Annotated in this window: 21 protein-coding genes and 2 pseudogenes; 2 read left to right on the top strand and 21 right to left on the bottom strand. The window is 62.5% G+C overall.

What is annotated here, in order from left to right:
* Window positions 1-130: 130 nt before the first annotated feature.
* The 9 genes from AB0O52_RS18590 to AB0O52_RS18550 all read right to left on the bottom strand — a co-directional run bounded on the left by AB0O52_RS18590 (window position 131) and on the right by AB0O52_RS18550 (window position 7,559).
* The gene (locus AB0O52_RS18590; RefSeq protein WP_364540621.1) at window positions 131-895 is read right to left on the bottom strand and encodes a glucose 1-dehydrogenase; all 765 of its coding nucleotides are present in this window, start codon (window positions 893-895) and stop codon (window positions 131-133) included.
* 25 nt (window positions 896-920) lie between these two features.
* Window positions 921-2,288 carry an aromatic acid/H+ symport family MFS transporter gene (locus AB0O52_RS18585; protein ID WP_364540618.1) on the bottom strand — a complete coding sequence of 456 codons (1,368 nt, stop codon included), beginning with the start codon at window positions 2,286-2,288 and terminating at the stop codon, window positions 921-923.
* Between the two features lie 86 nt (window positions 2,289-2,374).
* Window positions 2,375-3,166, bottom strand: a complete 792-nt coding sequence (locus AB0O52_RS18580) for an SDR family oxidoreductase (protein WP_364540686.1) — start codon at window positions 3,164-3,166, stop codon at window positions 2,375-2,377.
* A 218-nt stretch (window positions 3,167-3,384) separates the two neighbouring features.
* On the bottom strand, window positions 3,385-3,777 hold the full coding sequence (locus AB0O52_RS18575) for an SDR family NAD(P)-dependent oxidoreductase (protein WP_364540615.1): 393 nt from the start codon (window positions 3,775-3,777) through the stop codon (window positions 3,385-3,387).
* Entirely contained in the window at window positions 3,774-3,953 is a 180-nt protein-coding gene (locus AB0O52_RS18570; protein WP_364540612.1) for an SDR family NAD(P)-dependent oxidoreductase, read from the bottom strand. Before AB0O52_RS18570 ends, AB0O52_RS18575 begins: the two co-directional genes overlap by 4 nt.
* A 17-nt stretch (window positions 3,954-3,970) precedes the next feature.
* Window positions 3,971-4,834 carry an alpha/beta hydrolase gene (locus AB0O52_RS18565; protein WP_364540609.1) on the bottom strand — a complete coding sequence of 288 codons (864 nt, stop codon included), beginning with the start codon at window positions 4,832-4,834 and terminating at the stop codon, window positions 3,971-3,973.
* Window positions 4,835-5,229: 395 nt separating this feature from the next.
* Window positions 5,230-5,643, bottom strand: a complete 414-nt coding sequence (locus AB0O52_RS18560) for a tautomerase family protein (protein WP_364540607.1) — start codon at window positions 5,641-5,643, stop codon at window positions 5,230-5,232.
* Between the two features lie 829 nt (window positions 5,644-6,472).
* Window positions 6,473-6,901, bottom strand: coding sequence for a helix-turn-helix domain-containing protein (locus AB0O52_RS18555; protein ID WP_364540604.1), 429 nt, complete (start codon window positions 6,899-6,901; stop codon window positions 6,473-6,475).
* A 346-nt stretch (window positions 6,902-7,247) separates the two neighbouring features.
* Window positions 7,248-7,559: an ArsR family transcriptional regulator gene (locus AB0O52_RS18550; RefSeq protein ID WP_364540601.1), complete on the bottom strand. Its 312-nt coding sequence runs from the start codon at window positions 7,557-7,559 to the stop codon at window positions 7,248-7,250.
* A gap of 49 nt (window positions 7,560-7,608) precedes the next feature.
* Here AB0O52_RS18550 and AB0O52_RS18545 point away from each other — a divergent pair, with 49 nt between their 5' ends.
* Window positions 7,609-8,859 (top strand): MFS transporter, encoded by a 1,251-nt coding sequence (locus AB0O52_RS18545; protein WP_364540598.1) that lies wholly within the window; start codon window positions 7,609-7,611, stop codon window positions 8,857-8,859.
* An 89-nt stretch (window positions 8,860-8,948) separates the two neighbouring features.
* On the opposite strand, the pseudogene AB0O52_RS18540 reads toward AB0O52_RS18545, so the two are convergent.
* The 7 genes and pseudogenes from AB0O52_RS18540 to AB0O52_RS18510 all read right to left on the bottom strand — a co-directional run.
* Window positions 8,949-9,343, bottom strand: a pseudogene (locus AB0O52_RS18540) (gfo/Idh/MocA family oxidoreductase); the annotation flags it as partial.
* Window positions 9,344-9,394: 51 nt separating this feature from the next.
* Window positions 9,395-11,203: a beta-glucuronidase gene (uidA, locus tag AB0O52_RS18535; protein WP_364540595.1), complete on the bottom strand. Its 1,809-nt coding sequence runs from the start codon at window positions 11,201-11,203 to the stop codon at window positions 9,395-9,397.
* A 24-nt stretch (window positions 11,204-11,227) separates the two neighbouring features.
* Window positions 11,228-12,079: an ATP-binding cassette domain-containing protein gene (locus AB0O52_RS18530; RefSeq protein WP_364540592.1), complete on the bottom strand. Its 852-nt coding sequence runs from the start codon at window positions 12,077-12,079 to the stop codon at window positions 11,228-11,230.
* Window positions 12,076-13,992: a dipeptide/oligopeptide/nickel ABC transporter permease/ATP-binding protein gene (locus AB0O52_RS18525; protein WP_364540589.1), complete on the bottom strand. Its 1,917-nt coding sequence runs from the start codon at window positions 13,990-13,992 to the stop codon at window positions 12,076-12,078. Before AB0O52_RS18525 ends, AB0O52_RS18530 begins: the two co-directional genes overlap by 4 nt.
* Window positions 13,989-14,930, bottom strand: a complete 942-nt coding sequence (locus AB0O52_RS18520; protein WP_364540587.1) for an ABC transporter permease — start codon at window positions 14,928-14,930, stop codon at window positions 13,989-13,991. The genes AB0O52_RS18525 and AB0O52_RS18520 overlap by 4 nt, the downstream gene beginning before the upstream one ends.
* Window positions 14,931-15,011: 81 nt before the next feature.
* Window positions 15,012-16,535, bottom strand: a complete 1,524-nt coding sequence (locus AB0O52_RS18515; protein WP_364540584.1) for an ABC transporter substrate-binding protein — start codon at window positions 16,533-16,535, stop codon at window positions 15,012-15,014.
* Between the two features lie 331 nt (window positions 16,536-16,866).
* Window positions 16,867-17,454: a TetR/AcrR family transcriptional regulator gene (locus AB0O52_RS18510; protein WP_364540581.1), complete on the bottom strand. Its 588-nt coding sequence runs from the start codon at window positions 17,452-17,454 to the stop codon at window positions 16,867-16,869.
* A gap of 158 nt (window positions 17,455-17,612) precedes the next feature.
* Between AB0O52_RS18510 and AB0O52_RS18505 the strand changes: the two genes are divergently transcribed.
* A complete protein-coding gene (locus tag AB0O52_RS18505; RefSeq protein ID WP_364540683.1) occupies window positions 17,613-20,078 on the top strand; it encodes a glycoside hydrolase family 3 C-terminal domain-containing protein in 2,466 nt (821 codons plus the stop codon).
* A gap of 23 nt (window positions 20,079-20,101) precedes the next feature.
* Here AB0O52_RS18505 and AB0O52_RS18500 read toward each other — a convergent pair whose 3' ends face one another.
* The 5 genes and pseudogenes from AB0O52_RS18500 to AB0O52_RS18480 form a co-directional block, all read right to left on the bottom strand.
* Window positions 20,102-20,320, bottom strand: a complete 219-nt coding sequence (locus tag AB0O52_RS18500) for a hypothetical protein (protein ID WP_364540579.1) — start codon at window positions 20,318-20,320, stop codon at window positions 20,102-20,104.
* Window positions 20,321-20,785: 465 nt separating this feature from the next.
* Window positions 20,786-21,056, bottom strand: a pseudogene (locus tag AB0O52_RS18495) (hypothetical protein); the annotation flags it as partial.
* Between the two features lie 382 nt (window positions 21,057-21,438).
* Entirely contained in the window at window positions 21,439-22,608 is a 1,170-nt protein-coding gene (locus tag AB0O52_RS18490) for an acetyl-CoA C-acyltransferase (RefSeq protein ID WP_364540576.1), read from the bottom strand.
* A complete protein-coding gene (locus AB0O52_RS18485) occupies window positions 22,605-23,321 on the bottom strand; it encodes a CoA transferase subunit B (RefSeq protein ID WP_364540680.1) in 717 nt (238 codons plus the stop codon). Before AB0O52_RS18485 ends, AB0O52_RS18490 begins: the two co-directional genes overlap by 4 nt.
* A gap of 1 nt (window position 23,322) precedes the next feature.
* Window positions 23,323-24,030, bottom strand: coding sequence for a CoA transferase subunit A (locus tag AB0O52_RS18480; RefSeq protein ID WP_364540573.1), 708 nt, complete (start codon window positions 24,028-24,030; stop codon window positions 23,323-23,325).
* Between the last annotated feature and the right edge of the window lie 39 nt (window positions 24,031-24,069).

The raw sequence follows: 24,069 nt of genomic DNA, 5'->3' as shown, positions 1-24,069 counted from the left end.
CTTGATTCCTCTTTGGATTGCGGCGCGTGCTGCTCCTTAGAAAAACGCCGCTCGCGTGTCGATCCTCTGTCTGTATCAGTCGACAACCCAGTAGTCGGGGAATCGGCCGCTGCGCTATCGACCATCATCACTACGAGGCCATCAGGCCGCCGTCGACGAGCAGGATGTGTCCGGTCACAAAATCGGAGGCGCGCGATGACAGGAAAATCACGGGCCCGATCATGTCCTCGACATCACCGATGCGTCCGAGCGGAGATAGTCCCTCGAAGAACTTCACCTGGTCCGGTTGATCCGTTATTGCTTTGATGAACGGTGTGCGCACCAGGGACGGTGCGATAGCGTTGACGCGGATGTTCTGCGGCCCCCATTCAACCGCCAGCGACCGCGTCATGTTTACGACAGCACCCTTGGTGGCCTGATAAGCCAGGTTCGGGTACCACCCGCCAGAGAGCCCCAGCGCCGAGGCAGTATTGACGATCCTGCCACCGCCACCGGTGAACATAATCGCGGCCGCGGCTCGGGCGGCGAGCATCGATCCAGTCATGTTCACCGCGATCACCAACTGCCAGTCCGCCATGGTGAGCTCAGTGGTCTTCACGCGCCGGTTGACGCCGGCGTTGTTGAAGAGCACGTCGAGTTTGCCGTGCTCGTCGGCGATCCGAGCGAAACCGTCGGTTACGGATGCCTCGTTCGTGACATCGATAGCGACCGCAGTTGCGCCATGACCGACTTCGGCGGCGGCCGATTCGGCGGCCTCCTTGTTGGCGTCGGTGATGATGACGGTCGCGCCGACATCGGCATATGCCGCGGCCAACGTTTTGCCGATGCCGCTCCCGCCGCCTGTGACGACGACGACGTCGCCGTCAAGGCGGAAGCGATCGGTTGTCTCGTTCATGGTGTTATTTCCTTATCGTTGCGATTTAGTTGAGGGTGTTGTCGGCCAGCGCGCGCGCCTCCCGGCGGCGTGACGCGACCCCGAGCAGGATCATTGCGATCGTTCCTATGAGGAACGGGAAGCCGATTGCGAAGAAGATCTGCCCGGTGCTCCAGCCGAGGGAGAGCATGACGCCGCCGACAATGCCGCTGACAATGGTGCCGATGCGACCGAAGCCGTGCATCCACGAAACGCCCGTACCGCGGGCCCTTGTTGGGTAGACAAGCGCGGCAAGCGCGTTGACGCCCGTGTTCGTCGCGGGGAGGAACAGTCCCCACGCGAAGGCGGCCGCCAAGAGGCCGGATAACCCGAGTGTGAACGCCGCGACAGCCCAGATTGAGAGGGAACCGAGGCTAAACATGACACCGAGCACTCGGAAACTGCCGAGCTTGCCCATGGCGAAACCGACGAGCAGCGAGCCGACCGTGCCGCCCCAGCCGTACATTGCGACGATCACCCCCGCGTCAGCGGCGGTCAGCCCATAGGCCTTGATAATTAGGGGCAGGTAGTTGACGAGGAGGTAGGTTACCGAAAGTCCAATGAAGTAGCAGACCCATAGCAGGATGCTCGAAGCCAGGAACTGCTTGGAGAGCACGACTCGGGCGCCGCCCGCCCTTGCAGCCTCGGTGCGGTCGATGCCGAGGTTAATGTTCTCAACGTCAGCGGATGGCGAAATTGCCTGGAGAGTGCGCTTGACCGTCTCGGGGGAGCGTTCCTTGAGCGCCAGAAAGGTAAGCGACTCCGGGATTTTCCACGCGAGGAAGGGGATGATCGCGAGCGAGAGTATCCCGGCAGTGACCAGGAGCGCCTGCCATCCGAGGGTCGGAACGATTGCGGCTGCCAAGTAGCCGCACAGGATCACACCGAAGGTGAATCCGGAGAAGGCGATGGTGATGAGAGTGGAACGTCGCGCGGCCGGCATAAACTCGGCGACCAGAGTGACGATTGTAGGCAGGACGGCGCCGAGGCCCAGGCAGGCCAACAAGCGGGCTGCGCCAACCATCTCAACAGTCTGCGATGCGGCACCGAGAAGCGTGAAGACTGTGAACCATGCGGTCCCCACCAAGATGATTGTCCGTCGTCCGAAGCGGTCGGCGAGGGGGCCACCGAGAATCGCGCCAATGGCCATACCCACTACACCGAAGGTAACCACTGCGGTAATCGCGGGAAGGGGCGTCCCCCACTTGGCGACGATCTGCGGATAGACGAAACTCCACGCCTGGACGTCGATGCCGTCGAGTGTGATCACCAGGAAGGCCAGGACCACGATGGACCAGCGTCTTCTTCCGACCGGTTGCGAGTCGAGGAAGCCCTGGATGTTCGTTTTCGCGGAGGTTGTATCAGAGGTAGCCACGATCGGCCTTTCTTAGGATCAACATTGACCCGGTAGATGTGTGTGAGGGAACGTCTAATTGGTGGGTGACGTGCGCTGCGGATCACTTAGAGGATGGAACGGCCGCCGTCGATCACGAGTGTTTGACCGGTGATGTAGGAGCCAGCCGGCGAGGCGAAGAGCAGGACAGCACCCACCACCTCTTCCGGTTCTGCGATGCGCCCGAGGGCGGTCTTACCCGCCGCCGCGGCGCCGCGTTCGTCGTCGTCCCAGATGGGAGCGGCGAATGGTGTGCGCACGATCGAGGGCGCAATGCTGTTGATTCGGATGCCGCGACTGCCCCACTCCGCCGCGATGCTTCGAACGAAGGCGTCCGTGGCCGCCTTGCCTGCGCCGTATGCGCCGAGCGAAATGCTGGCGCGAACTGAGGCAATGCTTGAAGTTGTGACTATGGAACCGCCGCCGTTGTTCGACATCATCGGCAGGAAGCCGCGCATCAGCTCGAAGTTGTTGAGGACGCCGCTGAATAGGCGGTCGAGTTCTTCGCGGCTAGTCTGTTCGATCGGGCCCATTGGCGCAAATGGCGTGGCATGCGCAATCAGGATGTCGATGGGCCCGAATTCGTCGGTGACGGCGGCTGGGAACGAGCGCACGTTATTCGAACTTGAGAGGTCGCATATTGTGCCCGAGACCTCGATACCGTCGCTGGCCAGCGTCTCGACTGTGCTACGAACATCTCCGGCGTCGAAGCTCGAGATGATGGTGTCTGCCCCGTGCAGCGCAAAGGCTCGAGCGATAGCAAGTCCCATGCCGGAGGTTGCTCCGGTGATCACGGCGCGCTTGCCGCGGAGGTCAAAGGGGCTGCCGGATGCAATGGCCCCCTGGTTCAGTGAGCGCATGGGCACGGAGAGTTCCTGTCGTCGTTGAGGGATTGAAGCGGGCTTGCGGCCGCTGGCGATGGCTGAGTATCCATTGCCGGTGGATGTTGTAGGTGAGGTGGAAGTCTCCATTGAATTCCAGTCCTGTCTAAATGGAGGAGAAGTGATAGAAGGGGGTTTCGACCGGGCGGCCGGTCGGGAGCCCGGGCCCTAGATGACGTGGCGACCGCTGTCGATCATCAGGGTGGTGCCGGAGCTGTAGGCTTCTGCTGGTGTACGGAACAGCGGGGCGGCCCCGACGACTTTGTCGGGTTCGGCAATGCGTCCGAGTGGGATCTTTGCGCTGAGCCGGCCCTCGTTCTCCCGTCTTGCCAAAGCGCCTGGGAGCATCCAGTGCGGACGATCCCTGGGGCGATGGTGTTAGCGCGGATGTTGTGCGGTGCCCGTTCGGCGGCAGTGTTCCGCACGATGGAGTTCGGGGTGGCCTTGGCTGCTCCGTACGCTCCCAGCAGCGGGTTGGCTTCGATGGAGGCCATGCTGGAGGTGACAACGATGCTGCCGCCGCCGTTGCTCGCCATTTCAGGCAGGAATCCACTTATCAGGTCCAAAGTGTTCTGTATCCCATAGGTCACAGGTTGATGCCTTCGACGGCGGTGTCTTGGCTGCCCAGTTCCCCGACCGTGGAGTCAAGGTCCTGCTGGATGTTGCTGGAGATGATCGTGCGGGCGCCGCAGGCATGAAAGCCCTTGGCGGTGGTCAGTCCTATTCCCAGCGTGGATCCGGTGACAAAAACTGTTTTCCCCGACATGTCGAAGGGGCATCGGGTCACTTCAGGCCGCCGTTTTCCTGGTCCCGGAGAAACTTTAGGACATGTTCGCTGAAGGTTTCCGGGTACTGGAACAGTGAGGCGTGTCCGGAGTCGGGGTAGATGATCAGCTGGGCATTGGGAATGCGCTGGGCCATTAGGAAGGAGTTCGGGGTGGGCACCATGACGTCGTTGGAACCATTGACGACCAGGACCGGGTGCTGGATGTTTTCCAGCTCCGGCAAGGTGGAGCCGTTGCCTTCCCACCAGTCAACGATGGCGGCGCGCAGTTTCGCCCCGGCCTCGGCAGTGACGTTGGCGCGTTCGGGACGCTCGGGGGTGTATATGCGTTCCATGTAGGCGCGGGTTGCGGCTTTGCCGGTCGGCTTCCCGTTGAACCACAAGGCCTGGAAGGTGAGTTCCGGGTCACGTACTGCATTCACCCAGTGTTCGACGTCCGGCCCGGGGTAGGTGGCTCCTTCGCCGCCGCCAGGACCGGTACCTACGAGGATGACGTTCCGGACCAGCTCCGGCTCGGTCAGGGCGACGCGCTGGGCGATGTACCCGCCCATCGAGAAGCCCAGCAGGTCAGCCTTCTCAATACCAAGCGTCTTGATGAACTCGACGGCAGTCTTGGCCATCTCGGTAATGTTGGCCCCAACCTCACCGTCGCTGAATCCCACGCCGGCGTTGTCGAAGGTGACCACGTGGCGCTCCTGGGAGAGCAGTTCGATGACAGCAGGATCCCAGTCGTCGATGCTTCCGCGGAACCGGCTGAACAAAACCAGCGGAACGCCCGACTGGTCTCCGAATTCGCGGTATGCCAGCTGTGTGCCGTCAACATCGACGGAACGCACAGGGGTGGCAACGTACAGAGAAGACATGTCTTACCTTTCACATTGGGAATGCACGGGCGGTGCCCGGGAGATCCCAATGGCTACATTTTCGATAGTTACGTGTGGTGTTACTACGTTTTCAGTAGTCGGGTGTGATGCGGGTAACAGTATTCCGTCGCAGCGCGGCTGTCAACGGTTAGATTCAGCATTCCGCAGGTTGGCTTTTGATGCTTTTAGTGGAGTGGCAGACCAAGGGGGAGCCGGTGCGGTGGCTACGGCGGGCCACACGCCGCCCAGCGCCAACATCCTCAATAGCGCATTGTTGCGCGGCAGAAGCCCTCGCAGGCCCTGGCGATACTTCGGTGGCGGAGCCAGCGGCCGTATCCCGCAGGCGCTGCCGGCCAGCGCCAAGTTGACGAGACCGCGCCGCTGCATCCGCGTTCCTACTTTTCCACCCAAGGCATCGAAAGGCCGATATCAGAAACCAGGTTACCGCCGCCGAAGCTCATGTTCTCCAACGGAATGGCATACATAAGCAAAGTTATGTCGTCTTTGTCGACACCGGCTCGTTCCACTGCGTAGCGCGTGACCAACTCGGCGAGCTTGCGCTTCTGCTCGATCGTCCTGCTGTCGCCGAAGGTCACGGTCACGATCAGGCTCCGGTCGGTTCTCTTGTGGGCCGGGAACGTCGGGTGGATGAAGAGCTCATCCTCGCGATGCTCGCTGATGATGACAAAACGATCATCCATGGGCGTTGCCATCGCTTCATGAAGCGCAAGATTCAAGGCATCGGCAAGACCTCGCTTCTCCTCGCTTGAGAATGTTTGAGCGGGAATATATGCGTGGAATACGGGCATAAATTTTTCCTTTGTAGTTGTTCAGCTTGAATAGCGTCGACGGTGGAACTTCCGGCGAATTAAACAATCGCCGGGAACATGGCCTTGAGGGCGCCACCGCTGTCAAATATCGTGATTGGGGAATGCACGGGCGGCGATGCCCCGGAGATCGCCATCGCTACATTTTCGATAGTTACTCGGCTGGTTACTACGTTTTCAGTAGTCAGTGGTGATGGACATAACAATATGCTGTCGCAGCGCGGCTGTCAACGGTTAGATTCGCCATACCGCAGGTTGGCGTTTGGTGCTTAGTGGAGTGGAAGACCAAGGGGGAGCCGGTGCGGTGGCAAGAAGTTTTCCGCTGGCATCGGTCACGATGCTCTGCGCGAAGGTCACGCGGCTTCCCGGCTTGGATGTCGACACATGTCAGCACGCCGCTGCCCACCCGGACGGGGCGAGTCGGTTTAGCTTGAATTAGATGGAGGTGTAGCCCCGGCCTAGGGGTGTGGTCTGCACAGCCGAAGGACGAGTCCAGCAAGGTGCAGACCAGACCACTGTGAACGGCGCCGATGGGGTGGTAGGGATTCATCGGGGTGGCAAGTGAGCGCGACCTTGCCCGCTGCCGCCTCGACCAGTGTCACCTTCAGCTGTTCGCACATGGGCGGAGGCACCAGCTCTCTGCCGGTCATTGAGTGCAGGTAGCGAGGGCGCTCATTGTCGGCATGGCGGTGCTCATGGCGGGTCGCGCCGCTCGATGAGTCGTTTGTGCTCGGCCACGACTGTTTCTTTGTCCCGCAATGTCCGGCCGTAGATGCTGTTCGGGTGGGATGCGCCGGCTCCCGGCTCCCGGCTACCGGCTGGAGGCGCCTGGCACGGCGGCTATGGGCTCGCTGAACCAGCGGGATACGACGCTCCGGGCATAGCCCGAGACCATGATGGGGTCAGCGGCCTCGGGCCTGGGGGCGTGTTCGTATCCCCAGTTATCCAAAACCTTGATCAGCACCTCGAGCTCCTTGCCGGCGGAGGTCAGCTTGTACTCGAACCGCGGAGGCCTTTCGTTGTACAGGGAGCGCTCGAAAATGCCCGAGTCCACCAGAGTGGCCAGCCTCTTAGACAAAACCGTAGGCGAGATGGAGAGACTTTCCAGGAATTCGTCGTAGCGGGTCTTGCCCCTGAAGACGGCGTCCCGGATGATCAGCACGCTCCATTCGTCACCGATGGCTTCGAGAGCATGGGCGACGTTGCATTTCATTCCGTCAAAGCTGCTTCGGCTGCGCACTGTCCCGCGCCTTTCCAAGGTCGACTCAATCACTGATCTAGCGAACTAACTCCTGAGTTGATAGTTATCATACCCGAGGGGATCGAATTCAGTTCGGAGTGAGGTTTCGGCCGCACGATGAGCCTCAGTCGAAGTCTCGGACCAGGCAGCCGGGCGGCGCCGCACCGGGTCCGGCTTTCCGCTCATCTGTGGCCAGGTTCCTTAAGGCGCAGATTCGCAAGGTCCCTCGCGCACGATGGATGCGCTTCCGCGTCCACCGTCGTGCAGGGATTCCCTTCTCGCTCTCCGGCAATCCTCCTAGAGTGTCGGTTGCAACTGATGTCGTGACCCACTGCTTGCTTCGACCCTATGCTCCGAGCACAGCCTCCAGCAACCCGGGGAATCGAGCGTCCAGGTCCGGACGTCGGAGCGTCAACTGGCGGGTGCGCCCGCGCAACTCGCTGGTGATGACGCCGGCTTCCCGCAGCACTTTCACCTGATGCGAGCGGGTGGACTTGGGGACGTTCGCACCCAGCGACGAGCAGTCGACCATATCCAGGGGTCCCCCCGACAGCTGACGTACCAAGGCCAGCCGCGCCTCATCGCTGAGGGCGAAGAGTACGCACGTCAGCTCGATGTCATCACGGGCGGGGTGGGGTAGCTTTGTAGACTCCATCATAGTTCGATAATAGTTGAACCATAGGGAGCACGTGTTGTACGCTCCTGTGATGGTTCCAAATAATTCGAACGTTCTGGACGTTGGCCGCGCTGTAGGTGTCGAGCGTTCGACACCTACTGACACCAGCGGACCGCGTAAGCGCTGGGGCTTTCGTCTCGCACTGTTCGCCACCACAGCGATGATGGCCGGCGCCAGCGCTCCATCGCCTTTCTACCCGATCCTTCAGGCCAAGTTCGGATTCGCGCCGGTCACGATCACGGTGGTGTTCGCCGTCTATGCAGTAGCCCTTCTTGCGCTGCTGCTCGTCGGCGGATCGCTGTCCGACCATGTGGGCCGGCGCCCCGTCCTATCCGCAGGCTTCGGGCTCTTGGCCATCAGCGTGTTTCTGTTCTGGCATGCAGACACTTCCCAGGCATTCATCGCCTCCCGTATCGTGCAGGGAGGTGCCAGTGGACTGCTGCTTTCTGCCCTTTCGGCCACGGTAGTCGATTTGGAACCCCGACATAAGCCCGGATCCGCCGCTGCTTGGAACTCGGTGTCGGCAATGTCCGGCTTGGCGATTGGCGGCCTGGTTGCCGGATTCGTCCTATTTGTCTTCGAAGATGGGGCAACGATGGTATTCGGCACCCTCTTGGTGACGTACCTGCTGATCGCGGGTGCCATCTGGTGCCTTCCCGAGACATCCCGGCGGCTTAATGGTGTGTGGGCGTCTTTGCGGCCACGCGCTTCCCTGCCCAACAGTATGCGGAAGGCGTTCATCTATGCCGTGCCGGCCATCTTCGCCGGATGGGCGACAGGCGGCTTGTACCTCTCGCTAGGGCCGGTCATCATCGCAACGCAATTCCACGAAAACTCTCACCTTGCCCGCGGCCTGGTGGTTGCACTGCTGGCCGGGTCAGGTGCCGTAGCAGGATTCTTGATGCGCCGCCGCACGGCGCGCTCCATCTCCCTGTACGGCACGACTTCAATTGCCATTGGAAGCGCCCTGGCGATTGGAGCGGTTGCCATGGGATCGCTGTGGATGTATTACGTCGCGGTGATAATTACGGGAACGGGCTTCGGCACGGCCTTTTCAGGAGCCCTGCAGTCTCTCCTGCCGCTCATTCAGCCTGGCGAGCGGGCCGAGGTATTGGCAGCGGTGTTCGTAGTCTGTTACACAGCCTTCAGCGTGCCGGCCGTGGTGGCCGGACTGCTTGCGCCTGTCCTCGGGCTCTTTGCCACCACTTGCTGGTACGTGGCCCTCGTCGCGCTCATGGCCACAACGGCAGCACTGCTTCGCCGGTTCGGAACCCGAGACTGACTTCCTACAACTCCATCAATGGCACCACCGCCAGTGAGAACAAGATGTTGGAAACGCCGCTGTCCACCGAGTGGGGCTTCGACGGCGTCCTGTTCGCGGACTGGAACGGTGGCGTCGAGGAAGCCGAGTTCGTTAAGGTTTTCCAGGTCGAACAGCAGGCTGTCCTTTTCGCCGTAGACCTCGATCTGGAGGCTGTCTTTCCGTCCGGTGGCCACCCGGGAGACGTCCACTGAGGCGATGCCCCCGGAGGTGAGGGTCAGCGTGGCCCAGACGGCGTCGTCGACTGTTACTTGTTCCGGACCCTGCGCGCAGGGACGCTGGGCCACGAAGGTGTTCAGCTGGCCGGACACTTCATTAGCCTGGCCGCCGAGGAGGAAGAGGACCTGGTCGATGGCCTGGGCGTCGGTTAGCCAGCCTGCAGGTACGCGGCTCGGACGTGCCGAACGGTGCCGAGCCGGCCTTCGACGATGAGCTCGCGGGCCAACGGATATCTAACACTGCCTCGGCGGCTGCCGGCGTGTCTTCGTGGGGTCGTTCACGATGGGACCCCGGGCTTGCGATTCTGCAGCTTACTCCATCTCCTGCGTAATGTGTGGGCAGCCGCTTTGGGACGACGGTCGCGGGTGAAGGCGCCCTTTTTGTTGCCGTCCACTCGAATGACTCCGCTTGATGTCTGGAAGTCGGCGAAGTTCCAGACATGTTCTCCGGCGACTGCCCCAACACGGTCGAAGACACGGTGGTGCATCTCGAGGAACGCTGACTGATATTCTTCGCTCCACGGCTGTTCGTACAGGGAGTGGAGACCGGGCATGGTATCTGCGCCGTATTCCGTGATGATGATGGGTTTTCCGTACGTGCTCTCCCACTCCTGCAGTTCCTTCTCGAGCGCCCGTTCGGCGGTCCTGAGGTCTCCTGTGTGGGTGTACCAGCCGTAGTAGCGGTTCAGCATCAAAATGTCGAAGAGGTCGGCTATACGGTCGGTACTCGGGGTGCCCCGGGTTTCATTGACGAATCCGACGGGCCTGGTGGAGTCCAGTTTTCGGGTGAGGGCTGCGAGGGGCTCAAAGTAGGTCCGCGCGCCTTCTTCGGTTGCGTCAGGTTCGTTGGCGATGGACCAGATGACCACCGACGGGTGGTTCTTGTCCCTGGCAATGAGTTCGGTAATGGCCTGGCGGTGGCTGGAGGCGGTCTCCTCATTGACGAAGTCCTCTGCGTAGGTGCGTTTGCCGCCTTCGCCGAAGAAGCCGGCAAACGCGGCGTTGAGCCCCACGGCCGCGGTCTCGTCGATTACGACGATGCCGTGCCGGTCGGCGAAATCGAGAACTTCTTCTGCGTAGGGGTAGTGCGAGGTGCGGAAGGAGTTGGCGCCGGTCCACTTCAAAAGCTCGAAGTCGTTTATCATCTGGGCGTCGCTGTGGCCTTTGCCGATGGTGACATGGTCCTCGTGCATGCCGAAGCCGGTGAAGTAGAAGGGCTCGCCGTTGATGAGGAATTGCTTGCCGCGGACCTCGACGGTACGTACCCCAAAGGGCTGACTGTACGAGTCGAGCAGAATGTCGTTGTCGTGGACTTCGGCGACCAGGTTGTACAGGTAGCCCTTGCCGGGCTGCCAGAGCACGACGTCGGAAATCACCACCGTGCCCTCCGCGCCGGTGCCTCTGGCGACTTCCCGGCCCTCCGCGTCGAGAACGCGGATGGACACATTATCGGCAGCACGGCTACCCGCGAGCCTGATGCTGTACTCCACCAAACCCGTGGCGCCCTCAAATCCGGTCACGACAGTGACATCGTCCACCCGCACCGACGGGGTGCTGTGCAGCCAGACGCTGCGGTGCAGGCCGGCGTAATTGTAGAAGTCGTGAAGATACCGTTGTTGGAGGCGTCCGTCCTCCGTGACCGTGAGGCTGCCTGGCGGGATGGTGGCCTGCGTGAGCTCGTTGTTCACAGCAATGGTCAGCCGGAATGCCTCTCCAGGTGCGACGTGTTCGGTGATGTCCGCCCCGAACGGCGTGTATCCGCCTACGTGCTCGGCGACCAGGGCGCCGTCGACGAAGACTTTGCCCTGGTGCGTCGCCGAGTCCAGCCTGAGGTGGATGCGCTCTCCCGCCCAGCCGCGCGGGACGCGGACGTCGCGCTGGTACCAGACCCAGCCGACGTGCTCCCGGATGGCCTTGTCGGCGAATACGTCGTTGTAGCTGGCCGGCACGCCCATTTCGAGCTCGGTGTCCAGCCGCTGGTTCTGCCAGCCGTCGCTGAAGCCGGTGCGGTCGGAATCGACCTTGAACCTGTAGAGTCCGTCGAGGTTGACTAGTTCGCGGGTGGGGCTGTCCTGGGGTTTCAACATTCTTGATCCTTCGATAGCTAGGGGTCAGACTGGGACGGCGTCCGGCCAGCTCGCACGGAGCGCCTTGCGGGCATCCCGTCGGGCGGCCTGTCGGTCGGGGTCGGGGACGGGGGAGGCGAGCAACAGACGTTGGGTGTAGGGGTGCTGCGGGGCTCGGGTCACTTGCTCAGCCGGCCCCTGCTCGACAATCTCGCCGTGGTACATCACCGCGACGCGGTGGCTGATGTGCCGGACCACGTCCAGATCATGGGAGATGAACAGGTAGGCCACTCCGGTGTCCTGTTGGATCTGCAGGAAGAGGTCCAATACCCGGGCCTGGGTGGACAGGTCAAGGGCAGAGACAGGCTCGTCGCAAACGATGAGCTTTGGTGAGAGTGCCAGTGCCCGGGCGATGGCGATCCGTTGGCGCTGCCCACCGGAGAACTCCCGGGGAAGGCGGTGGATGGCGTCAGCAGGCAGGGCGACCTGGTCGAGAAGTTCGTTCACACGTGCCCGTGCCGCGGCCGGGCTCTGACCTTGCACGTAGAGCGGTTCGGCCAGTATGTCTCCGATTTTCATCGCAGGGTTCAGGGAGGTGTAGGGATCCTGGAAGACGACCTGGATGTCCCGAGACAGCGCGCGCCGTTCTTTCCGGGATGAGAGGCTAACGTCCCGGCCCTCGAACAGAATGCCCCCCTTGGTCACGGGGGCCAGGCCCAGGACCGCCCGGCCCAGTGTGGTTTTGCCGGAGCCGGATTCGCCGACCAGGCCTAAGGTTTCTCCTGGGCCGACATCGACGCTTACTCCCCTCAATGCACGGAATGGGGCGACGCGAAAGCCCTTCCGGGGGTACTCGACTACGAGATTCTCGACTTCGAGCAGTGTCTTGGGGCTCATCTGATGGCCTCCTTCTCGATTACGTCCCCTGCCGCAAGCGTGGACTGGGCGGTGAGCATTGTCATGGGCTCCTTGCCCTCAAGCATCGAGGCCAGCAGCGTCTGGGTGTAGGGGTCTTTCGGGGCACTAAGGATGTCCCTGACAGCGCCCTCCTCGACGAGCCGGCCGTTCTGCATCACCACGACGCGGTTACAGAGGTCCGCCACCACGCCAAAGTTGTGGGTGACGAGGACGACGCCGATCCCGAGGCGGGACTGCAGTTCGCGGATCAGATCCAGGACCTCGGCCTGCACCGTGACGTCGAGGGCGGTGGTGGGCTCATCGGCGATGATCAGGTCCGGCTCGCAGCTAATGGCTCCGGCGATCAGCACGCGCTGGGCCATACCGCCGGAAATTTCATGGGGGTAGGCGGTGAAGGTCCGATCGGGGCTCGGGATTCCCACATCTGCGAGCAGCTTAAGTGCCCGGGCTTTGGCTTCGGCCTTCGAGATGCCCAGCACGCGGACCATGGGGGTCATCAGCTGGTACCCAACAGTGAAGGCGGGATCGAGGTTGCTCATGGGCTCTTGCGGGATATAGCTGATCCGGCTTCCGCGGACTTTACTGAGCCGGTGCTGGTCAACGCGATCGTCGGAGGGGGCGACCGTGTAGGAGCCGTCGAACTGGATGGAGCCGGCGACGATGCGGGCAGTGTCGGGAAGCAGCCCGAGGATGGAGAACGCGGTCTGGGACTTCCCTGAGCCCGACTCGCCGACGATTCCGACGATTTCACCTCGATCGACGTGGAAGGAGACATCGTCCACCACTCTCTTCACGGTGCCGTCGGCCTGCGGATAGCCCACCGCCAGGTGTGAGACTTTGAGGAGGTGGTGTTTCGTGCCTTCCTCCACTGGAGGCGGCTGCTTGCTGCTCCGGCTCCGGAGCCTGGGCCCGGTATGGTGGAGGTCAACGCGGCCGGAGGCGGCTCCCAGAGCCGCTGCCGTATTGGCGCCCTCGGCGTCGTCGACGGCTTTGACCTCGCGGATCTTGTCTGTGTCTTCCAAGGCATCACGGACGGCGTTCCCGAGCAAGACCAAAGCGCCGATCGTCACGCCGATCGCCAGGGCAGGCCATAGCAGTAGCTGAGGCGCGAGGTAGACGTTCTTGAAGCCATCGTTGAGCATGACGCCCCAGGTCGCCTTTGAGGGGTCCCCGAGGCCCAGGAACTCGAGTCCGGACTGGACGGCGATGGCGATGCCGCAGACGGCCGCCGTCTGGATGACGATGGGGGCCCGCACCACGGAGAAGACGTGGCGGCCGACGATGCTGGCGTCGGAAACCCCGGAGACTCTGGCCGCGTCGACGTAGAGCTCATTGCGGACTGACTGAACGGCGCTGCGCGTCAGGCGGAAGTAACTCGGGCTGATCAGGATGCCGAACGCGATCATCGCAATCCAGACGGACGGCCCGAAGGATGCACGGATGGCCAGTAGGACGATCAACCCGGGCAGGCTCATTAGAACGGAGACGATCCAGTTGGACGCCGTGTCGAAGAAGCCGCTGTAATAGCCCGCCACCAGCCCGCTGGGTAGTCCAATGGCGATGGCCACAATTGCGCAGAGGAGGCCCGAGAGCAGGGTAAGTTGGGCGCCGTGGAGCAGACGGCTCCAGACGTCGCGGCCCGCGCTGTCAGTGCCCAGGATGTTCACACCGTCAGGGCTGGCGAGCGTCTTGGCGATGTTCGCATGGTTCTCGTCGAAGGGCGCGAGAACGGGGGCGAGCACGGCAAGAGTCACCATTGCGGCCAGTACCGTCAGGGCGATCAGCCCCATGGGGTTCTTCAGCAGGCGGCGGAGCGGGCTGGAACGCACAACGGGACGCGATTGCCCGCTGTCGGTGGGGGGAAGGTTTACTTGGGCGGTTAGAGCGCTCATGAGACACGTACCTTGGGGTTTAGCCAGCCGTTGAGGAGGTCGACGACGAGGTTGACGACGATGACCACGGCGACGGTGTACATCACCACGCCCATGACCACCGGAAGGTCGCCTTGGCTGGTCGAGGAGACCGCGAGCGGGCCGATGCCCGGCAGCGCGAAGATGGATTCGATGATGACCACGCCGCCGAGCATGCCGATCAGCTGCAGGCTCAGGACCGTCAGCCCGGCGGGTGCCGCGCTGCGGAGGACGTGTTTGAAGATGATCTCGCCCTCCCCGAAGCCACGGCTGCGCAGGGTTCGGACGTAATCGCGCTCGAGCTGTTTGATGACGGCGGAGCGGATTTGCTGGGCTCCGCCGGTGACGCCGTTCAGAACCAGTGCCAGCACCGGCAGGGCCAGCGAAAGGATCCAGGCGTCGGCCGATGCGTCCGGGGCGATGGTGCTGGTGGCAGGGAAGAGCTTGAGCTGGATGGCCAGGAAGGTGACCAGGACGATGCCGATCACGAAGCCGGGGATCGCGTCTCCGGCGATGGCTGCCACCTGGACTACCCGGTCCACCCAGCCGCGTTTCACGGCGGCGGCCACGCCAAGGAGCGCGGCGATGACGGCGATGAAGAGCATGGCGGAGAAGACCATCACCATCGTCACCGGAATACGGCTGGAGAGGGCCTGCGTTACCGGTTCCGAAGTGAACCAGGAGCGGCCGAAGTCTCCCGTTGCGGCGGATGTCAGCCACGAGAGGTAGCGGACGATGAGTGGCTGGTCGAGTCCCAGCTCGGCCTCTTTCGCGGCTACCTGCGCGGCGCTGGCCTGGTCTCCGACGATGTTGCGGGCGATGCTGCCGCTGGAGAAATAGAGCAGGAAGAAGGTCAGGGCCGAGACGGTAATCAGCACGACGAGGCCGCTTGCGAGGCGCTTAAGAATGAAGGAGAACATGAGGATGCTCCGGATCGAGTGTCAGAGTTGGTCTAGTTGTGCGGAGCCAATTTCCTGGGCTCCGCACAGCCCGGCGGGCGCCTACTTGGCCGGCGCGTAGTTGTAGATGGAGGGGACGGCCTGCTGGACTTGCGGGGTCACCGTGATTTTTGAGTTGTGGTAATACATTTGGTCGACCCGGAACAGGGGAGCGAACCAGGCGTTCTCTGTCACATAACGGTTGACCTCCTGGGCCTTCTTTGCGGAGTCCTTGCCCGCTGTCTGTACCGCGTCGATCTTGGCCTGCAGTTCCGGTGTCATGGACTTGAACGGGTTGTAGAGGGCTTTGGTGGAGATCATCTGGTTGATCGCCACCCATGGCTCGCCTTGGAACAGGTTGAACTCGATGGCGGAATACTTTTTGGCGGCAACGTCAGACGCGAACGTGTTGGCGATAGGTGCACCGACGTTCAGAGTGATACCGACGTCGGCGAGCTGCTGCTTGAGGACAGCGAGCAGAGTGGGTTCCTCGGCAGGCAGGGCGGGCATGTCGAGGGTGACGCCCGTGCTGTAACCGGCTTCTTTGAGCAGGGCTTTGGCCTTCGCCGGGTCGTAAGGGTACTTGTTCTCGAGGTCCTCGACCCACGCGCCGCTGTCTTTCCCGAACACCTGGCTCGTGGCCGTGCCGCGGCCCAGCCGCACCTGATCGAGGATTGTCTTACGGTCGAAGGCGTAGTTGATGGCCTGACGCACCCGCACATCTCCGAGCGGCTTGTTGACCTCACCATTGCGGTCCAGCAGCAGCAGGCCGGTCCAGTCCACCTGGTTGGACACAAGCTTCATGCCGGAGCTTTCGGCCTGCTTGCCGGTCTTGGGGTCAAGGAGTGTTGCGTCCACCTGGCCGGAGACCAGTGCGTTGGTCCGGGCCGTCGGGTCCTGAAGGGTCTTCAAGGTGATCTTGGAGAATTTCTGGAGGTCTTTGTTCCAGTAGTCCTTGCGGGCGGTGAAAACCAGCTGTGATCCGGGGACGGAGGCAGCTTTGTCCATGACGTACGGCCCGGTGCCGACCGGCTGGGTCTTCATGCCGTCGGTTCCCAGCGCCTTGGGGCTGCCCATCAGTCCGGCTGCCTGGCTGAGATAGTATTCCATGGAGGGGTCCGCGGCGTTCAGGTCCAGCTCTACGGTGTGGGCATCCACCGCCTTGACCTCCTTCACTGCAGCGAGCTGGGACATCTGGGGCCCGTTCGCTTTGCGGAAGTTGTCCAGATTGGCCTTTGCTGCCGTGGCATCGAACTTCTCCCCGTCGCTGAAGGTCACGTCCGTCCTCAGATCCAGGGTCAGAACGGTGTTGTCCTGGTTGTACTGCCATTTGGTTGCCAGCATCGGGCTGAGCTTGCCGTCCGGCTCCCGGAGAAGCAGGGAATCGTACGCTACTTGATAGGGCTGCAGGCCGTGGCCCACGTTTGCCTGAGAGGAATCCCAGGAGCGCGGCTCGCCGAGGATACCGAGGGTCAGGGCCTGCTGTCCGGACGTGCCACCCGAGGCGGCGACCCCGCCCGAAGCGCAGCCGGTCATTGCTAGGGAAGCCGCTGCAGTAATCAGCATGGCCTTTGTGCTCAACTTCATTGTTCAGACTCCTTGTATTGGGCTTCGGTTCGCAGATCCCTGTGATCGTGATCTCAAAACCGAGTTGCCCTAGACTTTAGGCGACGGTGGCAACCGGGGCCAGCGTTTGCCATTAATTGCCAAAATTCGCGGCCCAGCAGTGCAGGAGCAGCGAGCAATAACGGTGGCCGCATCGGCCGCTGGGCTTTCATCCGCAGGCAGGTGCAACAAATGACTCACCGACGCATGCATTCCCGGACTCTGGGCGCAGGCTCCTTCATGGGCGCCAGCGAACCGCCTCTCTACGGCCGGTCAGAGGAATAGGCGCCGCAGGTTCACCAAGGGCTGGGTGTCAGGACGTGGGCTTGAGCAGGGAGTCGATGAGGCAACTCAGTCCGGCGGCTACGTCAACCTTTTTGTCGTAGAGCCATTGCACCTGGAGGCCGTCAAATGCGGCGACGACGAGGCGTGCGAGCCACTCTGCCGGGACATCGTTCCGGGCTTTCCCCGCGTCCTGTCTCCGCACGATATCCGCCGTCAGTTCATGGACAAGCCAGGCGTAACGATCTTTGAAGTATTCGTGGGATGCATGCCCGGGATCATTGGCGGTGGCGGAGGCCACTGCATAGAGGGTGGTCAGGCCGGGCTCGCCATTGTTTCTCTTCGCCACATCTTTCATGGCATCGAGGTTGTCGGCGGCATTCGCAGTAAGGCCGGACCCCCGCTTGTCCCGCTCGGCAAGCACGGCAGTCAATAGTTCCTGTTTGCCCTTGAAGTAGTGGAAGAGGGTCGCCTCCCGCACGCCTACCAGCTCGGCAACCCGCTTCAGGGCTGTTCCCTCGAAGCCCTCGGTGGCGAAAACGTTCGTTGCCGTCTGAATGATTTGCTCGCGGCGTTCGGTGCCTTTGGCGTACGGCCCGCGGGCCTTTGATGAGGACATTCGGTAAGTTTATTTCATTCAAAATCTAGTCGCACTTGGCTTTTGACGTTACGATCTTGTGGATGGCCCAAAGGAGGGCCGCCATTCACATCTAAGGAGTCCAGCCTGTGAACCTCGCGCAGTCCCCGACGGCGGCGGAAACCGCGGCATCCAAAACCATGGGAACAGAATCAAACGACTCGGATATCCGAATCCTCGAACTCGCCCGAAGTCTCAGCCTCCAACAGCAGGTCCGTCTCCTGACCGGTGCTGACGTCTGGTCCACGCAGGCCATTCCCGAAATCGGGCTCAAGCGCGTTGTTCTTTCCGACGGGCCATCCGGCGTCCGCGGCGAAGACTTCGACGAACGGCACGATTCAATCTCCCTGCCTTCATCGTCGGCTCTGTCCGCAACCTGGAGTGTGGATCTCGCCCGCCGCTCTGGCCAGGTCCTTGGGCAGGAGGCGCGGCGCAAGGGCGTCCACGCGGTCCTCGGTCCCACCATCAACCTGCATCGCTCCCCGCTGGGCGGCCGGCACTTCGAATGCATGAGCGAGGATCCCAGGCTGACCGCGGTGATGGCGGCCGGCTACGTGGCAGGCGTCCAGTCCATGGGCGTGGGTGCCACCCCCAAGCATTACCTGGCGAACGAGGCCGAAACGGAGCGCTTTACCGCGGACTCAGTGGTGGATGAGCGCCCGCTGCGCGAGCTCTATCTAGCCGCCTTTGAGGATGCTGTCGTGGAGGCGAGGGCGTGGCTTGTCATGAGTTCCTACAACTCGATCAACGGCACCACCGCCAGTGAGAACAAGCTGTTGGAAACACCGCTGTCCACCGAGTGGGGCTTCGACGGCGTCGTGGTTTCCGACTGGACAGGCGTCCGTTCTGTTGAAGCTGCCAATGCTCACCAGGACCTGGAGATGCCCGGTCCCGTGGGTCACTGGGGCGACAAACTCCTAGCCGCCGTCGAGGACGGACGTGTCAGCCGCGAGAAGATCCTGGAAAAGGTGGTCCGCATCCTGCGCCTGGCCGCGCGCGTGGGCTCCCTTGACGGTTTCGGTCCGGCCGTGTCGGAGCTCCCCGCCCGACTTGACGGGGCAGCCTTGGCGCGTGAAATCGCCATCCGCGGCTCCGTGCTGGTTCGCAACGAGGGCGGGCTTCTGCCCCTCAACGTTAAGAGCCTGGACCGCGTCGCCGTCATCGGCCACAATGCCGACGAAGCACGCATCCAAGGCGGCGGCAGCGCCACCGTGATGCCCAAATACGCCGTTTCGCCCCTCGAAGGGGTGCGGAAGGTGTTGCCCGACAACATCAGCGTCACCTATACGCGCGGAGCCAAGGTGGCAGAGGGTCTGCAGCCCTTTGCTCGAACCGCTCTTCACAACCCGGTTTCCAACGCGCCCGGCCTGCGCGTGACCTTCCTGGACGCCGACGGCGCAGTGCTCTCCGGTGAGGACCGGCTCGCCTCCCACCTCATCTGGTTCGGCGTCGGAATCCCCGAAGGCACGGCGGCCATCCGGATGGAAACCGAGTGGATCGCCCAGACGGCCGGCATTCAGCACCTGGGGGTGGGGACGGTCGGCAACGTCCGGCTGGCTCTCGACGGTGACGAGGTATTCAACGGCGAACTGATCGATAACACTGATGTTTTGGGCGCCGCGCTCTTCGACCCGCCACAGACGGTGCACTCAATCGAAACCACCTCAGGGCAGCGAATCCGCATCGACGCCACCTACCAGCTACCGCCCGAGCAAGTGATCCCATTCACCGCGATCCTCCTCGGCGCGGAGACCATCGTGGCTGACCCGGAGACGGAAATTGCCGCCGCGGTGGCCGCGGCACGGAAGTCCGACGTCGCCGTGGTGGTCGTGGGAACCAGCGCCTCGATTGAGTCCGAAGGCTTCGACCGCAAGGATCTTAACTTGCCCGGAAGCCAGAACCGGCTGGTAGAAGCAGTTGCTGCGGCCAACCCGCGCACCGTCGTCGTGGTCAACGCAGGTTCGCCGGTTCTGATGCCCTGGATCGACAAGGTGGGAGCCGTCCTGCTCGGCTGGTTCGGAGGCCAAGAGTTCGGCATGGCCATAGCCGACATCCTGATCGGCACAGAGGAACCCGGAGGCCGGCTTCCTACCACCTGGCCGGCGGCCCTTGAAGACGTTCCCGTGCTGAATACCACCCCCGTAGACGGCAAAGTGAAGTACTCCGAAGGAATCCACATCGGCTACCGTGCCTGGCTCAAGCAGCAGGCCTCAGGCGGGGCCGCCCCCGCACTGCCCTTCGGCTTCGGCCTCGGCTACACCACGTTCGACCTGGGACGGCCCCATGCTCCCTTGTCTGTTCAGGCAGGGCGGGACGTTATAGTGCACGTTCCGGTCAAGAACACCGGCGGGCGCACAGGCAGAGAAACCATTCAGGTGTACTTGGCGCGTCGGGACTCTACAATAGAACGCCCCGTGCGCTGGCTCGCTGGATTCAACACCACTCACCTGGCGCCCGGCGGAACCGATTCCGTGGAGGTCCGCATTCCTGCCCGGGCCTTCGCCCACTACGACGACGGCTGGAAATTCGAGCCGGGGGCATATCAGATCATGGTGGGCCGGCACTCCGCCGACGACTTCCAGGTCCTGGAGGTCGCGCTCCTCTAGCTCCGGCGGCTATGTAAACGTGGTCATCGGAATCCAAGTGGGCCGGGCATTTCAAAGGCTGAGATAGGGCCCTGGTCTTGCAGGGTGAGGTCTATGACGTCCAGGCCGTTGAGCAATCTCCACCCTGTGTCGGCATCGACGGTAAATCCCATGGACAGTTCGCTGGCGACCAGGTTGTCCAGATGTTCGGTGTCGCCAACTGGCTCGTGTATGTAGGGCAGATAGGGGCCCTGAACTTCCAAGCGCCTCCTCGGGACCGGCCGGGTGCAGACGCGAGGTCGACGGGGCGCGGGGTGCAGCCGTCGAGTCTCGATGCTGGTTATCGTGCTCATAATGCGACTCGCAGGGTAGTCGGTGCGACGAACTGCAGGGTTCCGTTGGTGACCAGCCGCGATCCCAGCCCAACAAATTGAGGGACCCCTGGGCGCCGGTCTGGGCGGCAGGAATGCGTCTTGTTTTTCGACGCTGTCCGGACTCACAGATCCCTTGATCTGCCACCACTAGGTGTCGGATTGTGGTCTGAGAATCTAGCAGCCGCGTGTCAGGGAAAAGCAATTGGGGCGTCATCTTGCCGCATTTTGTGACTCGTCTGATGTCAGGTTGGGGGTGTTCCCCATCTGGACGTATACGCGGCAGGCGAGCCAAGTTTCCGGCCTTGGTGACTCCGGTTGCCCGTGAGGTCGTTCGCTACTTTGATCAGACTGGTCCTACGGCGATGTCAGAAGGCTCGAATAGTTCGAAATCCAATATGCACGCATACCAGTAACGGCCGCGGGGTAAGGCACAACGACGGCGCCTGCAGGGGAGCGGCTCACTCCAGCTTGGTCGTGCAGGTACTGGTAGACGATTTCCCTACTTCGGGACGCCGCTTCCGGGGCGTTGGATCAGCTCGGCGGCATTTTTCCGTCCTTTGTAGGCGCCGCGCTGTTTAGCCCAGGCGATGCCTTCCCGCTGGCGCTCCTCAATGACCGAGCGTTCAATATGGCAAGGCGCCTAGGAGCCCGGCGCTGGCCCCGACTTTCGGGTTGCGTGTTGCGTGTCCGCGCCAGCGCCGGGAGTCTGAAAATTTTCCTGTCACTGTCCTCAGGTACTGACAGGATCGACGAGTGTCTGATACCCGTCGACGTGATGGAATAATTTCCGACCGCCTGCATGCTCTAGTAGTAGCCACATGACGGTGCCGTCCGCCAAAATGGCGTCTACCGTTCCCCTGTGGCTCTGGTCGGCCCCGGGGCCGAGCAGCAGCACGGTGTCACCTGGTATGAGCTCGCACCAGTTCGCCACTACCGATCTCCGATAACCATACTGGGTGGGCCTGTTCAGTTGCTCTGGCAAAAGCTTCGTGCTCGTAGTCATCGGATTAGAGCGACCTGAGAACGAGAGCGGATCCCTGTCCGCCTCCGCCGCAGATTCCCGCGGCGCCCAGCTCACCCGATCCCTGCTCGGCAAGTTGACGTGCCAGTGTTCCGACAATGCGTGCGCCTGAGGCTCCGATGGGGTGCCCGAGGGCGATCGCGCCGCCACGGGTATTGACGATATCGGGGCTGATTCCGAGTGTGCGGACCGATTGGACGGCCACCGCGGCGAACGCCTCGTTGATCTCCACGGCCGCCAGGTCTTCTACTCCGGCGTTGACCTTCTTGAGTGCGGCCAGGATGGCATTGGCGGGCTGGTCGTGCAGCCGCACGTCAGGCCCGGCCACGAAGGCATGCGCTTCCACTGCAGCGATTGGGGACAGGCCCAACCTTGCAGCAACTGCTTGGCTGACGAGGACCAATGCGGCGGCGCCGTCTGTGATTTGCGACGAGTTTCCGGCCGTGATGGTCCCTTCTTTGCTGAAGGCCGGACGCAGGGCTGCGAGGGACTCGGAGGTCGTCCCGTTCCGAACTCCGTCGTCACCGGCGACTACGCTATCTCCACGGCGCGAGGTGATCGTGTAAGGGGCGATTTCTTGGGCATGGAAGGCGGCATGTGCCTCGGCACGCTGGTGCGAGACCGCTGCCCATGCATCTTGGCTTGCCCTGTCCAGACCGTAGTCGGTATTGCCGTCCTCGGTGGAGATCCCCATCGATCGGCGTTCGAAGGCATCAGTAAGGCCGTCGAATTCCAGTGTGTCCACGACCTGCAATGCCCCGTACTTTTGTCCGGCCCTCGCATTGAACACGTGAGGAGCCAAGGACATGGACTCCTGGCCGAGCGCTACGACAATGTCCGCCTCACCGCTGTCGATCAGCCGTGCGGCGGAAGCGACGGCCTCGATGCCCGACAGGCACACTGCATTTAGCGTGATTGCCGGGACGCTCAAGGGGATTCCTGCCGCTACGGCAGACTGTCGGGCGGGGTTTTGACCCGCTCCGCCCTGCAGGACGTGTCCGGCGATCACTCTTTGGACTTCCTGCGGATTCACGCCGGCACGGCTAAGCGCTGCCGCGATCGCGTGAGAGCCAAGGGCTGTGGCCGGGATGGAGGCGAATTGTCCGTTGAACCGGGCGAACGGTGTCCGGGCGTAGCCGGCGATCAGCGCGCTCATGCGTCTGCCCCGACGGCCTCGGATACGGTCTCAGCGGTGTCCGCCTGCCGGAGTGCCCCGGGGTCACCGGAAGCCGGCTCGAGGGCAACGGTGAAGGGCGCCCCGGTCTGAGCGCGAAGTTCTTCGACGGTATGCCCTGGGGCAATTTGGCGCAGGACAAGAGCGCCGTCCACTACATCGAAGACTGCACGGTCGCTGATGATGCGGTCGACAACGCCAACACCGGTCAGCGGAAGGTCGCACTCGGACACGATCTTCGGGGTACCGTCTTTGGCTACATGGTCGGTGACCACGATCACCCGCGGTGTGCCGGCGACAAGGTCCATGGCACCGCCCATACCCTTCACGAGCTTTCCCGGAATGGTCCAGTTAGCCAGGTCTCCTGCTCCCGATACCTGCAGGGCACCAAGGATGGCGGTCTGCACGTGTCCGCCACGGATCATGCCGAAGGAGACAGCGGAGTCAAAAAAGCTGCCGCCCGGCAGAACTGTGACGGTCTGTTTGCCGGCGTTGATGAGGTCCGCGTCCTCGTCGCCTTCGTAGGGGAACGGGCCCATGCCCAGCAGGCCGTTCTCGCTTTGGAGAGTAACGCGCACGCCCTCGGGCAGATGGTTGGCCACCAACGTGGGGATTCCGATGCCCAGATTCACGTACTGGCCGTCTTCGAGTTCACTGGCGGCGATGGCCGCCATTTCATCACGGGTCCACATGATTTCATACCTCCGCGCGGACCCGTACGGTCCGCTGTTCGATGTCTTTGGTCTGATTGACGACGCGCACCACTCGCTGCACGAAGACCCCTGGTGTGATTACGTCCTCGGGGTCCAAGTAACCATCGACTACTTCTTCGGCTTCAGCGATGGTCGTTCGGCCGGCCGCTGCGACGAGGGGGTTGAAGTTGCGGGCAGTCATTCTGTAGCGGAGGTTACCTTCGCGGTCTGCCTGGTGGGCGCGGACCAAGGCGACGTCTGCAACGATGCCGCGTTCCAGGATGCAACGCTGGCCATCGAATTCTGCTTCAGGCTTACCCTCCGCGATTGGCGTGCCAACGCCGGTGGGAGTGTAGAAGGCGGGGACGCCTGCTCCGCCAGCGCGCAGACGCTCCGCGAGGGTTCCCTGCGGAACGAATTCAACATCGAGCGTGCCTGCCAGGTATTGCTCTGCAAAGAGCTTGTTTTCCCCGACGTAGGAAGCCAGAACCTTGCTCACCTGCTGGTTCTCCAGCAGCAGGCCCAGTCCCTTGCCGTCCACGCCCATGTTGTTGGATACGACAGTCAAGTTACGCGCGCCGCTGTCGCGTACCGCCTCGATGAGGTCCCGGGGGATGCCGCTGAGGCCGAATCCCCCGACGGCGAGGACCATTCCGTCCTGGATGGTTCCGGCCAGCGCCTCTGCGGCGCTGCCCCAAAGTTTTTCTGCCATCTTATTTCCTATTCGTCCACTATATGATCTGTGTGAGGT

The organism is Arthrobacter sp. NPDC080073, assembly GCF_040686575.1.
Lineage (GTDB): Bacteria > Actinomycetota > Actinomycetes > Actinomycetales > Micrococcaceae > Arthrobacter.
Note: the sequence above shows the minus strand (reverse complement) of the source record. Positions and strands in the feature narration are given on the sequence as shown.

Coding starts and splice junctions, on each gene's coding strand:
- AB0O52_RS18590 (WP_364540621.1), bottom strand. CDS start 895: ATGAACGAGACAACCGATCGCTTCCGCCTTGACGGCGACGTCGTCGTC.
- AB0O52_RS18580 (WP_364540686.1), bottom strand. CDS start 3,166: ATGCGCTCACTGAACCAGGGGGCCATTGCATCCGGCAGCCCCTTTGAC.
- AB0O52_RS18570 (WP_364540612.1), bottom strand. CDS start 3,953: ATGTCGGGGAAAACAGTTTTTGTCACCGGATCCACGCTGGGAATAGGA.
- AB0O52_RS18565 (WP_364540609.1), bottom strand. CDS start 4,834: ATGTCTTCTCTGTACGTTGCCACCCCTGTGCGTTCCGTCGATGTTGAC.
- AB0O52_RS18560 (WP_364540607.1), bottom strand. CDS start 5,643: ATGCCCGTATTCCACGCATATATTCCCGCTCAAACATTCTCAAGCGAG.
- AB0O52_RS18550 (WP_364540601.1), bottom strand. CDS start 7,559: ATGATGGAGTCTACAAAGCTACCCCACCCCGCCCGTGATGACATCGAG.
- AB0O52_RS18545 (WP_364540598.1), top strand. CDS start 7,609: ATGGTTCCAAATAATTCGAACGTTCTGGACGTTGGCCGCGCTGTAGGT.
- uidA (WP_364540595.1), bottom strand. CDS start 11,203: ATGTTGAAACCCCAGGACAGCCCCACCCGCGAACTAGTCAACCTCGAC.
- AB0O52_RS18530 (WP_364540592.1), bottom strand. CDS start 12,079: ATGAGCCCCAAGACACTGCTCGAAGTCGAGAATCTCGTAGTCGAGTAC.
- AB0O52_RS18525 (WP_364540589.1), bottom strand. CDS start 13,992: ATGAGCGCTCTAACCGCCCAAGTAAACCTTCCCCCCACCGACAGCGGG.
- AB0O52_RS18520 (WP_364540587.1), bottom strand. CDS start 14,930: ATGTTCTCCTTCATTCTTAAGCGCCTCGCAAGCGGCCTCGTCGTGCTG.
- AB0O52_RS18515 (WP_364540584.1), bottom strand. CDS start 16,535: ATGAAGTTGAGCACAAAGGCCATGCTGATTACTGCAGCGGCTTCCCTA.
- AB0O52_RS18510 (WP_364540581.1), bottom strand. CDS start 17,454: ATGTCCTCATCAAAGGCCCGCGGGCCGTACGCCAAAGGCACCGAACGC.
- AB0O52_RS18505 (WP_364540683.1), top strand. CDS start 17,613: ATGGGAACAGAATCAAACGACTCGGATATCCGAATCCTCGAACTCGCC.
- AB0O52_RS18490 (WP_364540576.1), bottom strand. CDS start 22,608: ATGAGCGCGCTGATCGCCGGCTACGCCCGGACACCGTTCGCCCGGTTC.
- AB0O52_RS18480 (WP_364540573.1), bottom strand. CDS start 24,030: ATGGCAGAAAAACTTTGGGGCAGCGCCGCAGAGGCGCTGGCCGGAACC.